The organism is Streptomyces sp. NEAU-sy36, from assembly GCF_013423905.1.
Taxonomy (GTDB): domain Bacteria; phylum Actinomycetota; class Actinomycetes; order Streptomycetales; family Streptomycetaceae; genus Streptomyces; species Streptomyces misionensis.
Map to the genome: position 1 here is coordinate 5,864,014 of NZ_CP058977.1, position 16,264 is coordinate 5,880,277.

Annotated in this window: 15 protein-coding genes and 1 pseudogene; 13 read left to right on the forward strand and 3 right to left on the reverse strand. The window is 70.6% G+C overall.

The features are described from left to right. Nucleotides 1–122: 122 nt before the first annotated feature. Together HZZ00_RS25665 and HZZ00_RS25670 are read right to left on the reverse strand one after the other, a co-directional pair. A complete protein-coding gene (locus tag HZZ00_RS25665) occupies nucleotides 123–905 on the reverse strand; it encodes a hypothetical protein (RefSeq protein WP_180328671.1) in 783 nt (260 codons plus the stop codon). 308 nt (nucleotides 906–1,213) lie between these two features. Further along, nucleotides 1,214–1,771 (reverse strand): hypothetical protein, encoded by a 558-nt coding sequence (locus HZZ00_RS25670; protein ID WP_180328672.1) that lies wholly within the window; start codon nucleotides 1,769–1,771, stop codon nucleotides 1,214–1,216. Between the two features lie 378 nt (nucleotides 1,772–2,149). On the opposite strand from HZZ00_RS25670, the gene HZZ00_RS25675 reads away from it, so the two are divergent. From HZZ00_RS25675 to HZZ00_RS25700, 7 genes and pseudogenes are all read left to right on the forward strand, one after another. Then, nucleotides 2,150–2,440 (forward strand): hypothetical protein, encoded by a 291-nt coding sequence (locus HZZ00_RS25675; protein ID WP_180328673.1) that lies wholly within the window; start codon nucleotides 2,150–2,152, stop codon nucleotides 2,438–2,440. Nucleotides 2,441–2,626: 186 nt separating this feature from the next. Further along, the gene (locus HZZ00_RS25680; RefSeq protein ID WP_180328674.1) at nucleotides 2,627–3,025 is read left to right on the forward strand and encodes an SsgA family sporulation/cell division regulator; all 399 of its coding nucleotides are present in this window, start codon (nucleotides 2,627–2,629) and stop codon (nucleotides 3,023–3,025) included. 47 nt (nucleotides 3,026–3,072) lie between these two features. Continuing rightward, nucleotides 3,073–3,355, forward strand: a pseudogene (locus tag HZZ00_RS39275) (radical SAM protein); the annotation flags it as partial. Nucleotides 3,356–3,502: 147 nt separating this feature from the next. Further along, nucleotides 3,503–5,056, forward strand: a complete 1,554-nt coding sequence (locus tag HZZ00_RS25685) for an alpha/beta hydrolase (RefSeq protein ID WP_180328675.1) — start codon at nucleotides 3,503–3,505, stop codon at nucleotides 5,054–5,056. A gap of 67 nt (nucleotides 5,057–5,123) precedes the next feature. Then, a complete protein-coding gene (locus tag HZZ00_RS25690; RefSeq protein ID WP_180328676.1) occupies nucleotides 5,124–5,528 on the forward strand; it encodes a RidA family protein in 405 nt (134 codons plus the stop codon). A 53-nt stretch (nucleotides 5,529–5,581) separates the two neighbouring features. Next, entirely contained in the window at nucleotides 5,582–6,568 is a 987-nt protein-coding gene (locus tag HZZ00_RS25695; protein ID WP_180328677.1) for a YihY/virulence factor BrkB family protein, read from the forward strand. Nucleotides 6,569–6,729: 161 nt separating this feature from the next. Next, complete coding sequence (locus HZZ00_RS25700; protein ID WP_180328678.1) at nucleotides 6,730–7,206, forward strand: hypothetical protein; 477 nt, start codon at nucleotides 6,730–6,732, stop codon at nucleotides 7,204–7,206. 9 nt (nucleotides 7,207–7,215) lie between these two features. Here HZZ00_RS25700 and HZZ00_RS25705 read toward each other — a convergent pair whose 3' ends face one another. Continuing rightward, complete coding sequence (locus HZZ00_RS25705) at nucleotides 7,216–7,800, reverse strand: adenylosuccinate lyase (RefSeq protein ID WP_070022775.1); 585 nt, start codon at nucleotides 7,798–7,800, stop codon at nucleotides 7,216–7,218. Between the two features lie 395 nt (nucleotides 7,801–8,195). Here HZZ00_RS25705 and HZZ00_RS25710 point away from each other — a divergent pair, with 395 nt between their 5' ends. The 6 genes from HZZ00_RS25710 (at nucleotide 8,196) to HZZ00_RS25735 (ending at nucleotide 16,262) form a co-directional block, all read left to right on the forward strand. Next, entirely contained in the window at nucleotides 8,196–10,001 is a 1,806-nt protein-coding gene (locus HZZ00_RS25710) for a 3-hydroxyacyl-CoA dehydrogenase family protein (RefSeq protein WP_180328679.1), read from the forward strand. A 145-nt stretch (nucleotides 10,002–10,146) separates the two neighbouring features. After that, a complete protein-coding gene (locus HZZ00_RS25715) occupies nucleotides 10,147–10,965 on the forward strand; it encodes a TetR family transcriptional regulator (RefSeq protein WP_180328680.1) in 819 nt (272 codons plus the stop codon). A 421-nt stretch (nucleotides 10,966–11,386) separates the two neighbouring features. Further along, nucleotides 11,387–12,724: a crotonyl-CoA carboxylase/reductase gene (gene ccrA / locus HZZ00_RS25720; RefSeq protein WP_180333702.1), complete on the forward strand. Its 1,338-nt coding sequence runs from the start codon at nucleotides 11,387–11,389 to the stop codon at nucleotides 12,722–12,724. A gap of 9 nt (nucleotides 12,725–12,733) precedes the next feature. Next, a complete protein-coding gene (locus HZZ00_RS25725) occupies nucleotides 12,734–14,782 on the forward strand; it encodes a protein meaA (RefSeq protein ID WP_180328681.1) in 2,049 nt (682 codons plus the stop codon). Next, the gene (locus HZZ00_RS25730; RefSeq protein ID WP_180328682.1) at nucleotides 14,779–15,744 is read left to right on the forward strand and encodes a CoA ester lyase; all 966 of its coding nucleotides are present in this window, start codon (nucleotides 14,779–14,781) and stop codon (nucleotides 15,742–15,744) included. The genes HZZ00_RS25725 and HZZ00_RS25730 overlap by 4 nt, the downstream gene beginning before the upstream one ends. 5 nt (nucleotides 15,745–15,749) lie before the next feature. After that, nucleotides 15,750–16,262: a MaoC family dehydratase gene (locus HZZ00_RS25735; RefSeq protein WP_180328683.1), complete on the forward strand. Its 513-nt coding sequence runs from the start codon at nucleotides 15,750–15,752 to the stop codon at nucleotides 16,260–16,262. Nucleotides 16,263–16,264: the final 2 nt, after the last annotated feature.

Sequence of the window (16,264 nt, forward strand, 5' to 3'; positions counted from 1 at the left end):
TCGCGCCGAGGCGGGTCTGACGGAGTGCTCTTTCTACGAGTGTTTCAGCGACCTGGACGCGACGCGGTGCTGACGGTCACGACTGTTTCTCCGACCGCTCTGCCGGTACGTCAGGCGGGCCTTCAGCGATCCCGTCCTTGTCCGTCGGCCACGTCGGCGACGGGGGCCACGACCTTCTGGTACTGCTTCACCTTCTCGCCCTCCCTCCCGATCGCCTTCATCAAGAGGTAGTCACATGCGAGGGACCAGGTCCCGACGGCGGCTGCCACCAGCCAGAACGTGATGAAGCCATCCCACGCGAACGGGCCCTTCTCCGCGAAGGGGAACGCCCCGACGACGTTGGGGAGGATGACGACGACAGTGCCGATGGTGAGCCAGCCGAACCAACGTGGAAAGACCATGGGAACACTCTTGTCGCGGAAGACGGCGATCGCGACGACAAGGAGCCAGAGAATGTAAGGCGGCCACGTGTAGTAGTACAAGAACCAGGAGATGTCGTTCAGGCTCAGGGTGATCTGGGGGTTGATTTCACCGGCACGGAACGCGGTCACCGCATACATCAGGCACATCATCTCGACGACCATCACGTTGATGGCGGCGAGGAGGATCGATGCGATGGTGAGGACGGGGTACCGGCGGGACTCCATTCGCCAGATCCACATGCTGATGACGGCCATCCACAAACCCCAGAGGGCGAAGGCGATCATCGCCACCACAAGGCCGGTCTGCACGAGGTTGGGATGCCGCTCGTATATGTGGACGATGTGATTCGCGCTCCATTTGGCGTTGTGCGCGGGGAAAATCACACGTGCGAGGGCCAGACCGACGAACATCAGCGGCGTGGAAACGAAACCGGCGCAGACAAACCAGCGTTGCGTCCTGGCGTTCAGTTCGTCAGGCTTCACAGATCCACTCATCCGACGGCACCCTCCGAGCAGACAATAGATAGATCGGTCTAGCGACCATCTCACCCTGTGCTGCTTCTTGTGAAGATGCCTGCAGCAGACTTCTCGGCAGGCTGGTCGGTCGGATTCGTGGGCACGGCTCCGTCGACATGCCCTGATCACCACCGGTCCCATCCAAATATCCGGTGGTGGTTCCCGCGCCGATTCCCCATTTCAGGCGCGGGAGTATCGATCCGCAGCGGGCGAGGCGGCGCCGTCGGCCGCCTCCGTCCACTGCCCGGACGCGTCAGGCGCACCCGGATGATGCGTCAGGAACGCCCAGAGCCGTGGCCGTTGTGGCCATGGGCGCGGCCATCGTTCCCGCGGCCGCCGGCTTCCTCCCCGAGGCGAAAGTGGGTCTCGTCGCGGTGGGTGCGGACGTGACGGACATGGGTGTCCGCCGTGTTCCACCGGCCTGCGCTACGGCCGTCCCAACGGTGATAGCGGCCCTCGTGCTCCCGGATCCGGTAGCGGTGCCCGTCATCGCCACGGACCCACAAGATCCGGTCGCCGCGCTCGTACCGGGACTCGCCGCCGTTGCGGCGATCGTCATCGCTGTAGCGACGCCCCAGGTGACGGAAGTCGCCGTCACGGCGATCCCGGGAGTCATGACCGCGGTCGCCGTAGCGACCCGAGTCCCCGCCCCGGTGTCCGCCTCCGCTTTCAAGGGTGTTGGCGTACCGCGCGGAGTGGGACACGAGGGCAGCCGGTTCGCTGCTCTTCATGGTCGCCGCCGAGGCAGAACCCCCTGCGGCGAGGAGTCCGGTCGCCGCAACCGCCACGGAGGCAGCCGCGACAACCGCGCGGCGCACAATCCTGTAACTCATGTTTTCTCTCCTCCTTGAGCACCCTGCGACCTGCTGGGACGAGTCGCAGTGGCCGCCTTGGATCAGGCACTGGTGACACTACGCCTTTTTGGTTGAACGATGAACTACATGGGGTGTGAGGTGTGCCATGCCAGTAAATGTCCGACATGAGGAACGCTTCAGCAGAGGGATGCGCGATCCCCGAACTACCGCCGGACTCGGCGAGACGCCGCGGATGATCCACCGCCGCTCGACCCGCCGACGATCACGTGGCGGACCTCACGGACAAAGTGATTCACCATTCAACAACCTGGGGCTACTGTCACAGGTGCCCTTGGGGGACATTGCATCCGTGAGGTCATTTATCGACGTCATGGACGTGAACAAGGAGAAGAAATCATGGGCAAGAGGATCGTGCGCCCGCTCGTCGGCGTAATCATCTCGGCCACCGCGGCGGCCGGCATTCTCACTGCAGGCGGTCCTGCCTCGGCGATGACGGATGCCTCCAGCGCGCGCCACTTCGCAGCCGCGTCTGCCGCCCGAACGGCCGACGACCCCGCCGACGTCCGTCGCCATTGGGTACGGGACCAGCTCCGCTGGGCCGGCCATCACGGATACACCGTCACCGCCCTTGAGCCCCACAGCCTTTCGGACCGTCGAGGAACCCGCCGCACACCCCTCGGCGGGTGACGCGGTCCGAGTCACTTCATCGTCCATGCGGACCGGAGTGCCCGCCCGGGGGACGGCCGCCCCACGCAGCAGGGGCGGTCAGAGAACTGGCGATCACCCCCGCACTATCCGAAACCGGGCCGCACAACCCCGCCCGCACGGCCCGCCCACTGCACAGACAGCGCCATGATCACTTGCGTAGACCACATGCTGGACATGGAACTCGTGTCGCCCCTGGGTACACGGCTTCCCGTATCGACTCACCTGCTCTACAGGGCACAAGATCCCCTCGTCGTGGAATTCCTTTTTCACGAACCTGCCCAAAGTCCGATCTCCTGGGTTATCTCACGTGAACTACTCGCCCGGGGCACGCTGGCACCCAGCGGGCAGGGCGACGTACGGGTGTGGCCGACCGGGACCGGAGCGCACGCGTCGCTGCACATCCTGCTGGCCCCGCCGGGTGGCTCCGCCCACTTCATTGCCTCACTTCCGGCTCTGAAAGACTGGCTGCTCCGCACCTACGAATTGCTGCCGGCGACCCGGGAGACCCAGGCACTGGACCTCGACGGCCGCCTCGACCGGTTCCTGAAGGGCCTCCTGCCCTGAAACCACGGGCCCCGAGTGCTTCCGCCCGTCCACCCCGCGGCACATCGCACACCAGGCCCGGCAACTCGCCGTGCCGCGTCTGCGGCCGGGGGCGCGAGTGGTTCACGGCCCGGCTGGGCGAGCACCACCCACGCCTGGTGCGCCGCTACGAGCGGAAGTATGTGGGCGGGTCCTGCGCGCCCACCTGGTACCAGCGCCGGATCACCCGTCAGGTGCACGAACCGGCGCGGGAGTACGGCGTCGGGCCCCACCCGCGCGGGCGCGGCCCGCCGGATCCGTCCGGCCGGACCCGCGCCGCGGCACGAGCCGGCCCAGCCGACCCTCATGTGAGCGCCCCGCGGGAGCGTTCGAGGGCTTCGCGCGGGCAATAGGGTCAACTATCGGCGCGGGACGTTCTCCAGGGTCCCCGCTCCGGGACGATGCGGCCAAAGCCGCGATCCTCGCGGTACGCCCGACCTCTCCGTCCCGGGAGGACCCATGAGAAGACGCGCAGCCGTGCTGTGCGCGGCCGCCGCCGTGCTGGCGGGCTCCGTCACCGGCGTGCCCGCGCGGGCCGCCGCGCCCGCGCAGCTCGCCTGGAAGAAGTGCGGCACCGGCGACTACCCGACGCTCCAGTGCGCCTCGCTCCAGGTGCCGCTGGACCACGCGGACCCGGACGGCCGGCGGATCACGCTCGCGCTGTCCCGCGTGCCGCACACCGCCAAGACCTCCGAGGGCCCCCTGCTGGTCAACCCCGGCGGCCCCGGCGGCAGCGGGCTCACGCTCGCCGGGTTCGTGGCCTCGGCGCTGCCCAGGGACGTGGCGGCGCGCTACGACGTCGTCGGCTTCGACCCGCGCGGGGTCGGCCACAGCAGCCCGGCCCTGGACTGCGCGCCCGGCCACTTCGATCCGGTGCGCCCCGACAGCGTGCCCGCCACGCCCGCGCTGGAGCAGGCGAACCTGGAGCGCGCCCGGTCCTTCGCCGCCGACTGCTCCCGGCGGTACGCCGATGTGCTGCCGTACATGGACACGGTCAGCGCCGCGCAGGACATGGACGCCATCCGCGCGGCCCTCGGCGCGTCCCGCCTGAGCTACTTCGGCTACTCGTACGGCACCTATCTGGGCGCGGTCTACGCCAAGCTGCACCCCGAGCGGATCCGCAGGCTGGTGCTGGACTCGATCGTGGACCCGACCGGTGTCTGGTACGACGACAACATCGGCCAGGAACACGCCTTCGACGACCGGCACCGGGCGCTGATGGCCTGGATCGCCAAGTACGACGCGACGTACCGGCTCGGCAAGGACCCCGCGAAGGTCGAGGCGCGGTGGTACGCGATGCGGGCCGCGCTGGCGAAGCGGCCGGCCGGCGGCCGGGTGGGCGCCGCCGAACTGGAGGACACGTTCATCCCGGGCGGCTACTACGACGGCTACTGGCCCCACCTCGCCGAGGCGTTCGCGGCCTATGTGCACGACAAGGACACCGGGCCGCTGGTGGAGGCGTACGACGACCTCGCCGGTGTGGACGGCTCCGGCGACAACGGTTACAGCGTCTACACGGCCGTGCAGTGCGGGGACACCGCCTGGCCGCACGACTGGGCACGCTGGCGCCGGGACGCCCGGGCGGTGTACGCGAAGTCGCCCTTCATGGCGTGGAACAACACCTGGTACAACGCGCCGTGCGCGTTCTGGCCGACCGTCCGCACGGGGCGCCCGGACGTCGCCAACACCCGGCTGCCGTCCTCGCTGCTGTTCCAGGCGACGGAGGACGCGGCCACCCCGTACGCCGGGGGTGTCGCGGCCCACCGGCTGCTGGCGGGTTCCAGCCTGGTGGTCGAGCAGGGCGGCGGCAACCACGGCATCACGCTGAGCGGCAACGCCTGCCTGGACCGCTATCTGTCGGCGTACCTGGCCGACGGCACGGTGCCGCGCGGCAGCGGCACGGCCGACGCGGTGTGCGCCAGGTCCCCGGAGCCTGAGCCGCCGGCGGCGAAGGCGGCCTCGACGTCCTCGCGCGGCTCGACCCTGCACGACCTGCTGGGCTTCCGCCGCTGACCGCCACCGACAGCGCCCCGGCCCCCGGGCCCGGGGCGCTGTCGGTGGCGTGGTCCATCATGGGCGCATGACCGAACGGATCACCGCCCCCGCCGGCGTCGCACCCGCCACGCAGTACAGCCATGTCGTCTCGGCGACCGGCCGGCTCGTCGCCGTCTCCGGCCAGTTGGCCCTGGACGAGGACGGCGCCCTGGTGGGCCCCGGCGACCCCGCGGCCCAGGCCCGCCAGGTGTTCGAGAACCTCCGGCGCTGCCTGGCCGCGGCGGGGGCCGGGTTCGAGCACGTGGTGAAGCTGACGTACTTCGTCACCGACATGGCCCACATGCCGCAGATCCGTGCGGCCCGCGCCGCGCACATACCCGACGACCGGCTGCCGGCCGCCTCGGCCGTGCGGGTGGCGGGGCTGGTGGCCCCGGAGTTCCTGATGGAGATCGAGGCCCTGGCGGTGGTGCCGGAACCCGCCGACGGATGATGCGGCCGCCGCCGGCCCGCTGTCGACCGGGTGCCGCGGGGTACCCGGCGGCCATGAACGAACCTCACCTTCCGGGGCAAACGGAACAGCAAGGCGGTGCGCCGCGGGCGCCGAAGCCCGCGTGGGGGGCGGTGTTCAAGGGCAGCCTGCGGGAGTTCCAGAAGGACCAGCTGACCGACCGGGCCGCGGCACTGACCTACTACGGCATGCTCGCCCTGTTCCCGGCGCTGCTGGTGCTGGTGTCCCTGCTGGGGATCACCGGCCGCTCGACCACCGACCGGCTGCTGGCCGACGTCGGACAGCTGGCGCCCGGCTCGGCGCGGGACGTGCTGACCCGGTCCGTGGAGCAGTTGCAGAACAGTGCCGGTACGGGCTCGGTCCTGGCCGTGGTGGGCATCGTCGTCGCGCTGTGGTCGGCGTCCGGGTACGTGGCGGCCTTCATCCGCGCCGCGAACGCCGTCTACGACATGCCGGAGGGGCGTCCGGTGTGGCGACTGCTGCCGGTGCGGGTCGGGGTCACGGCGGTGCTGCTGGTGCTGGCCGTGCTCAGCGCGGTCATCGTCGTCTTCAGCGGCCCGCTGGCCCGGCGCACCGGACAGGCGCTCGGCATCGGGGACACGGCGCTGACCGCGTGGTCGATCGCCAAGTGGCCGGTGCTGGTGATCCTGGTCGTCGTGATGATCGCGATCCTGTACTGGGCGTGCCCCAACGCCAAGGTCAGGGGCTTTCGGTGGATCACTCCGGGCAGCGTGCTGGCCCTGGTGATCTGGATGGCCGCCTCCGCGGGTTTCGCGGTCTACGTGGCGAACTTCGCGTCGTACAACAAGACATACGGCACCATGGCGGGCATCGTCGTCTTCCTGGTGTGGCTGTGGATCAGCAATCTGGCGCTCCTGCTGGGCCTGGAGTTCGACGCGGAGACCGTGCGGCAGCGGGCCGTCGCCGGCGGCGGTCACCCCGTCCGCGGCAGGCCCGTGGTCGAGCCGCGCTCCACCACCACGTGGGACGAGCAGGACGTACGCCGGACGAGGGACGTCTGACCGCTCCGGTGCGCCGGGCACGCGGGGCCCGCGCGCCCATGTGCTCCCACTGCCCCTTGCCCGCTCCCCCGGGTGCCTGTCAGCCTCGGCTCGGGCGACTGCGGCGACGGTGTGTCAGTGATCGGTGACACCCCGCAGTCGGCGGCAAGAGGGGCACAGGTATGACCAACAAGTACGGGAACCTCATGGCCGCGATGGCCGGCGTGGCGGTGCTGGCCACCGCGTCGGTGGCGACCGCGACGGCCGCCCAGGAGGCACGGCCGGCGCGGGCCGCGGCCTCGTGCGGGACCAGCATCGACCCCAACACCCGCATCCCGGCCGGACGCCGGCACACGGGGCCCACGGTGCGCATCGGCGGCGCCACGGTCCAGGTGCGCTACGGCAACGCGAAGACCGGAGCGCCGTACTACGTCTGGGCGGTGATCTCCGGGGCGCGCGGCGGGGACACGGTCTCGCTGGAGTGGGACGTCGACCACGGGTCCTGGGCGGACTTCGGCGTGTGCTCGGGGACCGTGCACACGGGCGGCAAGCAGAACACCCGCGCGGTCAAGTACGTGCACGGCAGGGGCTGGCATCTGGAGGCACAGGCCTGCGGCCGGCACGCGGGGCGCCGGCTGTGCACCGCGTACTGGCCCTGACCGCGCCGGTCAGCCGGCCGGCTCCTCCTGCGGGAGCCGGGCCAGTGCGTGTACCGCCGCCTCCGCGAGGGCGGGGTGGGCGAGGGCCTCGGTCAGGACGCGCCGGGCGCGTCCGTCACCGAGGGCTCCGAGGCCCTCCACACAGGCGAGGGCGACCCGCCGGTAGGGGTCGTGCGGGCGCAGCCGCCGCTCCAGGGTGGTGATCAGGGCGGGCACGGACTCGGGGGCGCGCAGGGCGACAAGGAGCCGTACCGGGTGCAGGGCGTAGGCGACGCGGAGTTCGTTGGTGGCGAGGGCGGCGGCCGCGCGGGCCGTGCGCGGGTCGCCGAGCCGGGCTAGGGCGTGTGCGGCGGCGGCGCAGCGCGGCGGGTCACGGTGGTTGAGCAGCAGCACCAGGGACTCGAAGGCGCGCCGGTCGCCGGCCCGGCCGAGCCGGAACGCGGCCAACTCGCGCGCCCACAGCGGCTGTCCGGGCGCGGTGAGCACCTCCGCCAGCTCGTCCGGGTCCCCGGTGGCGAGCAGCCGGTCGAAGGCGGCCGTGCCGCCCGACTCCTGCCGTAAGCGTTCCGTGAGCGATCGCGACTCTTCGTCCACGCCCTCAGCGTAGGCGTCTTGAGGGGGCCGCGGGAGGCACCCGGCACAAAGTCCCCCGCAGGGGGTGGCGCGCTCGTTACCCACCGGTTAAGCTCATTCGAGCGAGCAACCCTCTCGCACCCGCTGGCGACGGTCTGGTGACGCGGCCGTCGCGGCATCGGTCGGTTCGGTACCCGTGTGCGCTCTGTGCGCCAAGTACCGCAAGTACGACCCGGCTTCGGGACAGGGCCGGTCGGAAACACCGCCGCCGCCGGGCGCCTCGAACGCCCGCCGGTACAGCACCGGGCGTGTGCGCTCGATGGCCCGGCAACACCCGCACTCCTTTCCGCACCGTGGTGCGCCCCCGGCGCACCCGGCGCGTTCCTCGCCGTCACCCTCATTTCTGGAGTCCCGCGATGGCCACTCCCCTGTCCCACACCCCTCCGTCCGCGCTCACGAAGATCGCCGTCGTCGGCCTCGGCACCATGGGCACCGGCATCACCGAGGTCCTGGTGAAGGCCGGCCGCGAGGTGGTCGGCATCGACGTCGACGAGGCCCAGGCCGCTCGGGCGCTGGCCGCCCTGGAGGCCTCCACCGCCCGCGCGGTGGAGCGCGGCCGGCTCACCGGGGCCGAGCGCGCCGACGCGCTGGCCCGGGTGCGCGTCACCACCGACCTGACCGCCGCGGCCGACGCCGACCTGGTGATCGAGGTGGCCCCGGAGTCGTACGAGATCAAGCACCAGATCTTCCGCGAACTGGACGGCATCGTCCGCCCGGAGACCATCCTCGCCACCGGCACCAACGCGCTGTCCGTGACCCGGCTGGCCGCCGACTCGGCCCGTCCCGAGCGCGTGCTCGGGCTGCACTTCTTCAACCCGGCCCCCGCGATGAAGCTGGTGGAGATCGTCTCCTCGGTGCTGACCGCGCCGCAGGTCGTCGCCGCCGTCACGGACCTCGCCCTCGAACTGGGCAAGGAGCCGGTCGCGGTCGGCGACCGGCCCGGCTTCGTCGCGGACGGGCTGCTGTTCGGCTACCTCAACCAGGCGGCCGCGATGTACGAGGCCCGCTACGCCTCCCGGGAGGACATCGACGCGGCGATGCGGCTGGGCTGCGGCCTGCCGATGGGCCCGCTCGCGCTGCTCGACCTGATCGGCGTGGACACCGCGCGGACCGTCCTGGAGGCCATGTACGCCGAGTCCCACGACCGGCTGCACGCCCCGGCCCCGATCCTCAAGCAGCTCAGCGAGGCGGGCCTGACCGGCCGCAAGTCCGGGCGCGGCTTCTACACCTACGAGGCGCCGGGCAGCGCCACCGTGGTGCCGGACGCGCTGACCCCGGCGGCCGACGGCACCCGCGCCGAGGGCCGCGAGGTCCGCTCGGTCGGCGTCGCCGGTTCCGGCACCATGGCCTCCGGCATCGCCGAGGTGTTCGCCAAGGCGGGCTACGGCGTCGTCCTGGCCGCGCGCAGCGAGGAGAAGGCCCAGGCGGCCAAGGCCCGGATCGGCAAGTCGCTGGCCCGGTCGGTGGACAAGGGCCGGCTGACCGCCGAGGCCGCCGCCGAGACCCTGGACCTGATCACCCCGGCCGGCTCCTACGACGCCTTCGCGGACGTCGACCTGGCCGTCGAGGCCATCGCCGAGGACCTGGAGGTCAAGCGGCAGCTGTTCCAGACCCTGGACAAGGTCTGCAAGCCCGGAGCGGTGCTCGCCACCACGACCTCCTCGCTGCCCGTCGTCGCCTGCGCCCGCGCCACCTCGCGCCCGCAGGACGTGATCGGCATGCACTTCTTCAACCCGGCCCCGGCCATGAAGCTGGTCGAGGTGGTGCGGACGGTGCTGACCGCCGACGACGTGCACGCCACCGTCCGCGAGGTCTGCGCGAAGATCCGCAAGCACCCGGTGGACTGCGGCGACCGGGCCGGGTTCATCGTCAACGCGCTGCTGTTCCCGTATCTGAACAACGCGATCAAGATGGTGCAGGAGCACTACGCGTCGCTGGACGACATCGACGCGGCCATGCGGCTGGGCGGCGGCTACCCGATGGGTCCGTTCGAACTGCTCGACGTGGTCGGCCTGGACGTCTCGCTGGCCATCGAGAAGGTGCTGCACCGCGAGTTCCGGGACCCCGGGCTCGCCCCGGCCCCGCTCCTGGAGCACCTGGTGGCCGCCGGCTGCCTGGGCCGCAAGACGGGCCGCGGCTTCCGCGAGTATGCCCGCCGCTGACGGCGCCGGCGACGGCCCTCGTGCGCGGACGGACTGGGGCGGGCTGCTCGATCCCCGCACGGGGTGCCCGCCCGGTCCGCCGGGACCGCAGGTGGGATACGGGACCGCGGCGCACCGCACCGGGTCCATGCAGTACGTTCGGGTCATGTCCCAGCCCGCCAAGTCCTCACGTACACCAGCTACGCCCGATGCGCCGGAGAGTGCCGCAGGCAGCCGCGCCGCCGCCCAGCGGCTCAAGATGCGCCGGGAACTGGCGGCCGCAGCGATGGAGCTGTTCGCGACCAAGGGGTACGAGGCCACCACCGTCGACGAGATCGCGGCGGCGGCAGGCGTCGCCCGCCGCACCTTCTTCCGCCACTTCCGCTCCAAGGAAGAGGCGATCTTCCCGGACCACGACGACACCCTGGTCCGCGCCGAGGCGGTGCTCAACGCCGCCCCGGCGCACGAGCACCCGCTCGACACGGTGTGCCGTGGCATCAAGGAAGTCATGCGGATGTACGCGGCGCAGCCGGAGATCTCGGTGGCCCGCTACCGGCTGACCCGCGAGGTGCCCACCCTGCGCGAGGCCGAGATCGCCTCGGTGGCCCGCTACGAGCGCCTGTTCACCCGCTACCTGCTCGGCCACTTCGACGAGCGCGCGCACGCCGACGACGCCAACGACGACCCGCTGCTGGCCGAGGTCGCCGCCTCCGCGGTCGTCACCGCCCACAACCACGTGCTGCGGCGCTGGCTGCGGGCGGACGGCCGGGGCGATGTGGAGGCGCAGCTGGACCACGCCTTCGCGATCGTCCGCCGGACCTTCGGCACCGGCATCGGCGCGGGGCGCGGCACGACCGCCCGGCCGGCCGCGAGCGCCCCGGCGGCCGTCTCGGCGCACGGCGAGGTGCTGGTCACCGTCGCCCGCACCGACGCCCCGCTGGACGAGGTCATGCGCACCATCGAGGAGGCGCTGAAGGAGCGCTGAGCCCGCTCCCCCGCTGTGATGACGGCCACCCTTCGGGGTGGCCGTTTTGGCATGTCAGAGCACCTTTTCCGGCGGATTTCCGAGGCCGTTCGATCGATCATCGCTCATTTGTTACGTAAAGATTTCATCTGAGAGGAAGTTCTGGCACTCAGTGCCTTGTCACCTGTCACGCGGTGTCATACGTTGAAGGTGTCCGGGCGGCCGGCGAGCGAGGACCGATCGCTCTTCGGCTGTCCCAGCGGGCCCTCGGCCCGCGCGCCCGGACGCCTGCGTCACAGGCAACCTCCCGCGCCACAAAGCGCTGCCGAAGCACCATCCCGCCGAACCGACGGCACCCCGAAAACCCTCAGCAGCACAGCACCGACGATCCCTCAAGCGCCCCTCCCTCAGGGCGCTCACCGCCGGAGGCAACACCGTGACCGTGAAGGACATCCTGGACGCGATCCAGTCGAAGGACGCGACGTCCGCGGACTTCGCCGCCCTGCCGCTCCCCGAGTCGTACCGGGCGATCACCGTCCACAAGGACGAGACGGAGATGTTCGCGGGCCTTGAGACCCGCGACAAGGACCCGCGCAAGTCGATCCACCTGGACGACGTCCCCGTGCCCGAACTCGGGCCGGGCGAGGCCCTGGTGGCCGTCATGGCCTCCTCGGTCAACTACAACTCCGTGTGGACCTCGATCTTCGAGCCGCTGTCCACGTTCGGGTTCCTGGAGCGCTACGGCCGCACCAACGAGCTGGCCAAGCGCCACGACCTGCCGTACCACATCATCGGCTCCGACCTCGCGGGCGTCGTCCTGCGCACCGGCCCCGGCGTCAACGCCTGGAAGGCCGGCGACGAGGTCGTCGCCCACTGCCTCTCGGTGGAGCTGGAGTCCTCCGACGGGCACAACGACACGATGCTCGACCCCGAGCAGCGCATCTGGGGCTTCGAGACCAACTTCGGCGGCCTCGCCGAGATCGCGCTCGTCAAGTCCAACCAGCTGATGCCGAAGCCCGCGCACCTGTCGTGGGAGGAGGCGGCGGCCCCGGGCCTGGTGAACTCCACCGCCTACCGGCAGCTGGTCTCCCGCAACGGCGCCGGCATGAAGCAGGGCGACAACGTCCTGATCTGGGGCGCGAGCGGCGGACTCGGCTCCTACGCCACCCAGTTCGCCCTCGCCGGCGGCGCCAACCCGATCTGCGTCGTCTCCAGCGAGCAGAAGGCGGACATCTGCCGGTCGATGGGCGCCGAGTCGATCATCGACCGCAACGCCGAGGGCTACAAGTTCTGGAAGGACGAGCAGACCCAGGACCCCAAGGAGTGGAAGCGCTTCGGCAAGCGCATCCGCGAGCTCACCGGCGGCGAGGACATCGACATCGTCTTCGAGCACCCGGGCCGGGAGACCTTCGGCGCCTCGGTCTTCGTCACCCGCAAGGGCGGCACCATCACCACCTGCGCCTCGACGTCGGGCTACATGCACGAGTACGACAACCGCTACCTGTGGATGTCGCTGAAGCGGATCATCGGCTCCCACTTCGCCAACTACCGCGAGGCATGGGAGGCCAACCGGCTCATCGCGAAGGGCAGGATCCACCCGACCCTGTCGAAGGTGTACTCCCTGGAGGACACCGGCCAGGCCGCCTACGACGTCCACCGCAATCTGCACCAGGGCAAGGTCGGCGTGCTCTGCCTCGCCCCCGAGGAAGGCCTCGGCGTGCGCGACGAGGAGATGCGCGCCAAGCACATCGACGCCATCAACCGCTTCCGCAACGTCTGAGAGCCATAGATGACAGAGCGTCAGCCTTCGGACACCCGGAGGGAAAAGGACCGTCCGTGGCTCATGCGGACCTACGCCGGTCACTCCACGGCCGAGGCGTCCAACGAGCTGTACCGGCGCAACCTCGCCAAGGGCCAGACCGGCCTGTCGGTGGCGTTCGACCTGCCGACGCAGACCGGCTACGACCCCGACCACATCCTCGCCCGCGGCGAGGTGGGCCGGGTCGGCGTGCCGGTCTCGCACCTCGGTGACATGCGCCGGCTGTTCCAGGACATCCCCCTGGAGCAGATGAACACCTCGATGACGATCAACGCCACCGCCATGTGGCTGCTGGCGCTCTACCAGGTCGTCGCCGAGGAGCAGGGCGCGGACATCACCAAGCTCCAGGGCACGACCCAGAACGACATCGTCAAGGAGTACCTGTCCCGCGGCACCCATGTCTTCCCGCCGGGACCCTCGCTCCGTCTGACGACGGACATGATCGCGTACACGGTCTCCCACATCCCGAAGTGGAACCCGATCAACATCTGCAGCTACCACCTGCAGGAGGCCGGGGCCACGCCGGTGCAGGAGATCGCGTACGCGATGTCCACCGCGATCGCCGTGCTGGACGCCGTGCGCGACGGCGGCCAGGTGCCGCGGGAGCGCATGGGCGACGTGGTCGCCCGGATCTCCTTCTTCGTGAACGCGGGCGTGCGCTTCGTCGAGGAGATGTGCAAGATGCGGGCGTTCGGCCGCATCTGGGACAAGGTCACCCGCGAGCGCTACGGCATCGAGAACCCGAAGCAGCGCCGGTTCCGCTACGGCGTCCAGGTCAACTCCCTGGGGCTGACCGAGGCGCAGCCGGAGAACAACGTCCAGCGGATCGTCCTGGAGATGCTGGCGGTGACCCTGTCCAAGGACGCCCGCGCGCGGGCCGTCCAGCTCCCGGCCTGGAACGAGGCGCTGGGCCTGCCCCGCCCCTGGGACCAGCAGTGGTCGCTGCGCATCCAGCAGGTGCTCGCCTACGAGAGCGACCTGCTGGAGTACGAGGACATCTTCGAGGGCTCGAAGGTGATCGAGGCCAAGGTGGACCAGCTGGTCGCCGACGCCCTCGCGGAGATGGACCGGATCCAGGAGATGGGCGGCGCGATGGCCGCCGTCGAGTCCGGCTACCTGAAGTCGCAGCTGGTCGCCTCGCACGCCGAGCGGCGGGCCCGGATCGAGTCCGGCGAGGAGAAGATCGTCGGCGTCAACGCCTTCGAGGGCACCGAGCCCAACCCGCTCACGGCCGATCTGGACACCGCGATCCAGACGGTGGACCCGGCGGTCGAGGCCCGCGTCGTCGACTCGCTGCGGCACTGGCGGGACACCCGCTACCAGCCGCCCTTCAACCATCCGCGCCCCTGCAAGGCGCTGGAGCGGCTGAAGGAGGCGGCCCGCGGCACCGAGAACCTGATGGAGGCCACCCTGGAGTGCGCCCGCGCCGGGGTGACCACCGGCGAGTGGGCGGGGGCGCTGCGGGAGGTGTTCGGCGAGTACCGGGCTCCCACCGGGGTCTCCTCCGCGCCGGTGGCCGTCCCCGTGGAGGCCGGCTCGGCGCTCGCCGAGGTCCGCGCCAAGGTGGACGCCACCGCCCGCGACCTGGGCGTCGGCAAGCTGCGCTTCCTGGTCGGCAAGCCGGGCCTGGACGGGCACTCCAACGGCGCCGAGCAGATCGCCGTCCGCGCCCGCGACGCCGGCTTCGAGGTGGTGTACCAGGGCATCCGGCTCACCCCCGAACAGATCGTGGACGCGGCCCTCGCGGAGGACGTGCACGCGGTCGGCCTGTCGATCCTGTCCGGCTCGCACGCCCAGCTGGTCCCGGACGTGCTGCGGCGCCTGCGTGTGGCCGGTGCCACAGATATTCCGGTGATCGCAGGTGGCATCATCCCGAACGGTGACGCCGAGCAGCTGAAGGAAGCCGGAGTGGCCGCCGTCTTCACCCCGAAGGACTTCGACATCACCGGGATCATCGGCCGCATCGTCGACGAGATCCGCACCGCGAACAAGCTCGACCCCCTGGAGGTCCCCGCATGACCACCCCCGTGAACCGCCTTCGCCCGCGGCGTTCGTGCCTGGCCGTTCCCGGCTCGAACCCGCGCTTCCTGGAGAAGGCGCAGGGCCTCCCCGCGGACCAGGTCTTCCTGGACCTGGAGGACGCGTGCGCCCCGCTCGCCAAGCCCGAGGCGCGGCACACCATCGTCAAGTTCCTCAACGAGGGCGACTGGACGGGCAAGACGCGGGTGGTCCGCGTCAACGACTGGACGACCGAGTGGACGTACCGCGACGTCGTCACGGTGGTCGAGGGCGCCGGGCCGAACCTCGACTGCATCATGCTGCCGAAGGTGCAGAACGCCGAGCAGATCGTGGCGCTGGACCTGCTGCTGACCCAGATCGAGAAGACGATGGGCTTCGAGGTCGGCCGGATCGGCATCGAGGCGCAGATCGAGAACGCGCAGGGCCTGAACAACGTCAACGCGATCGCGCAGGCCTCCCCGCGCGTCGAGACCATCATCTTCGGCCCCGCCGACTTCATGGCCTCCATCAACATGAAGTCCCTCGTCGTGGGCGAGCAGCCGCCCGGCTACCCGGCCGACGCCTACCACTACATCCTGATGAAGATCCTGATGGCCGCCCGCGCCAACGACCTCCAGGCGATCGACGGCCCCTACCTCCAGATCCGCAACGTCGACGGCTTCCGCGAGGTCGCCGGCCGCGCCGCCGCCCTCGGCTTCGACGGCAAGTGGGTGCTGCACCCGGGCCAGGTCGACGCCGCCAACGAGGTGTTCTCGCCCTCCCAGGAGGACTACGACCACGCCGAGCTGATCCTGGACGCGTACGACTACTACACGTCCGAGGCGGGCGGCAAGAAGGGCTCCGCGATGCTCGGCGACGAGATGATCGACGAGGCCAGCCGCAAGATGGCCCTGGTCATCTCCGGCAAGGGACGCGCCGCCGGCATGCGGCGCACGTCCAAGTTCGAGATCCCGGAGGGCTGAGCGCCATGCAGTTCGGACGCACCTACGAGGAGTTCGAGGTCGGGGCGACGTACAAGCACTGGCCGGGAAAGACGGTCACGGAGTACGACGACCACCTGTTCTGCCTCCTCACCATGAACCACCACCCGCTCCACATGGACACGAACTACGCGGAGCGCACGACGGACTTCGGCAAGAACGTCGTCGTCGGGAACTACGTCTACTCGCTGCTGCTCGGCATGTCCGTGCCGGACGTCTCCGGCAAGGCGATCGCCAACCTGGAGATCGAGTCGCTCAGGCACGTGGCGCCGACCTTCCACGGCGACACGATCTACGGCGAGACGACCGTGCTGGACAAGTGGCCGTCGAAGTCGAAGGACGACCGCGGCATCGTCTACGTCGAGACCAAGGGCTACAAGCAGGACGGCACCCTGGTGTGCGTCTTCCGCCGCAAGGTCATGGTGCCCACCGAGACGTACATCAAGGAGCGCGGCGGCGAGCAGCCGGGCCGCCCTGAACTCGAGCAGCAGGAGAAGTAGGA

Bases quoted from the DNA above. Each gene is read 5' to 3' on its own strand.
- HZZ00_RS25670 (WP_180328672.1), bottom strand. From the start codon at position 1,771: ATGAGTTACAGGATTGTGCGCCGCGCGGTTGTCGCGGCTGCCTCCGTG.
- HZZ00_RS25675 (WP_180328673.1), top strand. From the start codon at position 2,150: ATGGGCAAGAGGATCGTGCGCCCGCTCGTCGGCGTAATCATCTCGGCC.
- HZZ00_RS25680 (WP_180328674.1), top strand. From the start codon at position 2,627: ATGCTGGACATGGAACTCGTGTCGCCCCTGGGTACACGGCTTCCCGTA.
- HZZ00_RS25685 (WP_180328675.1), top strand. From the start codon at position 3,503: ATGAGAAGACGCGCAGCCGTGCTGTGCGCGGCCGCCGCCGTGCTGGCG.
- HZZ00_RS25690 (WP_180328676.1), top strand. From the start codon at position 5,124: ATGACCGAACGGATCACCGCCCCCGCCGGCGTCGCACCCGCCACGCAG.
- HZZ00_RS25695 (WP_180328677.1), top strand. From the start codon at position 5,582: ATGAACGAACCTCACCTTCCGGGGCAAACGGAACAGCAAGGCGGTGCG.
- HZZ00_RS25700 (WP_180328678.1), top strand. From the start codon at position 6,730: ATGACCAACAAGTACGGGAACCTCATGGCCGCGATGGCCGGCGTGGCG.
- HZZ00_RS25710 (WP_180328679.1), top strand. From the start codon at position 8,196: ATGGCCACTCCCCTGTCCCACACCCCTCCGTCCGCGCTCACGAAGATC.
- HZZ00_RS25715 (WP_180328680.1), top strand. From the start codon at position 10,147: ATGTCCCAGCCCGCCAAGTCCTCACGTACACCAGCTACGCCCGATGCG.
- HZZ00_RS25725 (WP_180328681.1), top strand. From the start codon at position 12,734: ATGACAGAGCGTCAGCCTTCGGACACCCGGAGGGAAAAGGACCGTCCG.
- HZZ00_RS25730 (WP_180328682.1), top strand. From the start codon at position 14,779: ATGACCACCCCCGTGAACCGCCTTCGCCCGCGGCGTTCGTGCCTGGCC.
- HZZ00_RS25735 (WP_180328683.1), top strand. From the start codon at position 15,750: ATGCAGTTCGGACGCACCTACGAGGAGTTCGAGGTCGGGGCGACGTAC.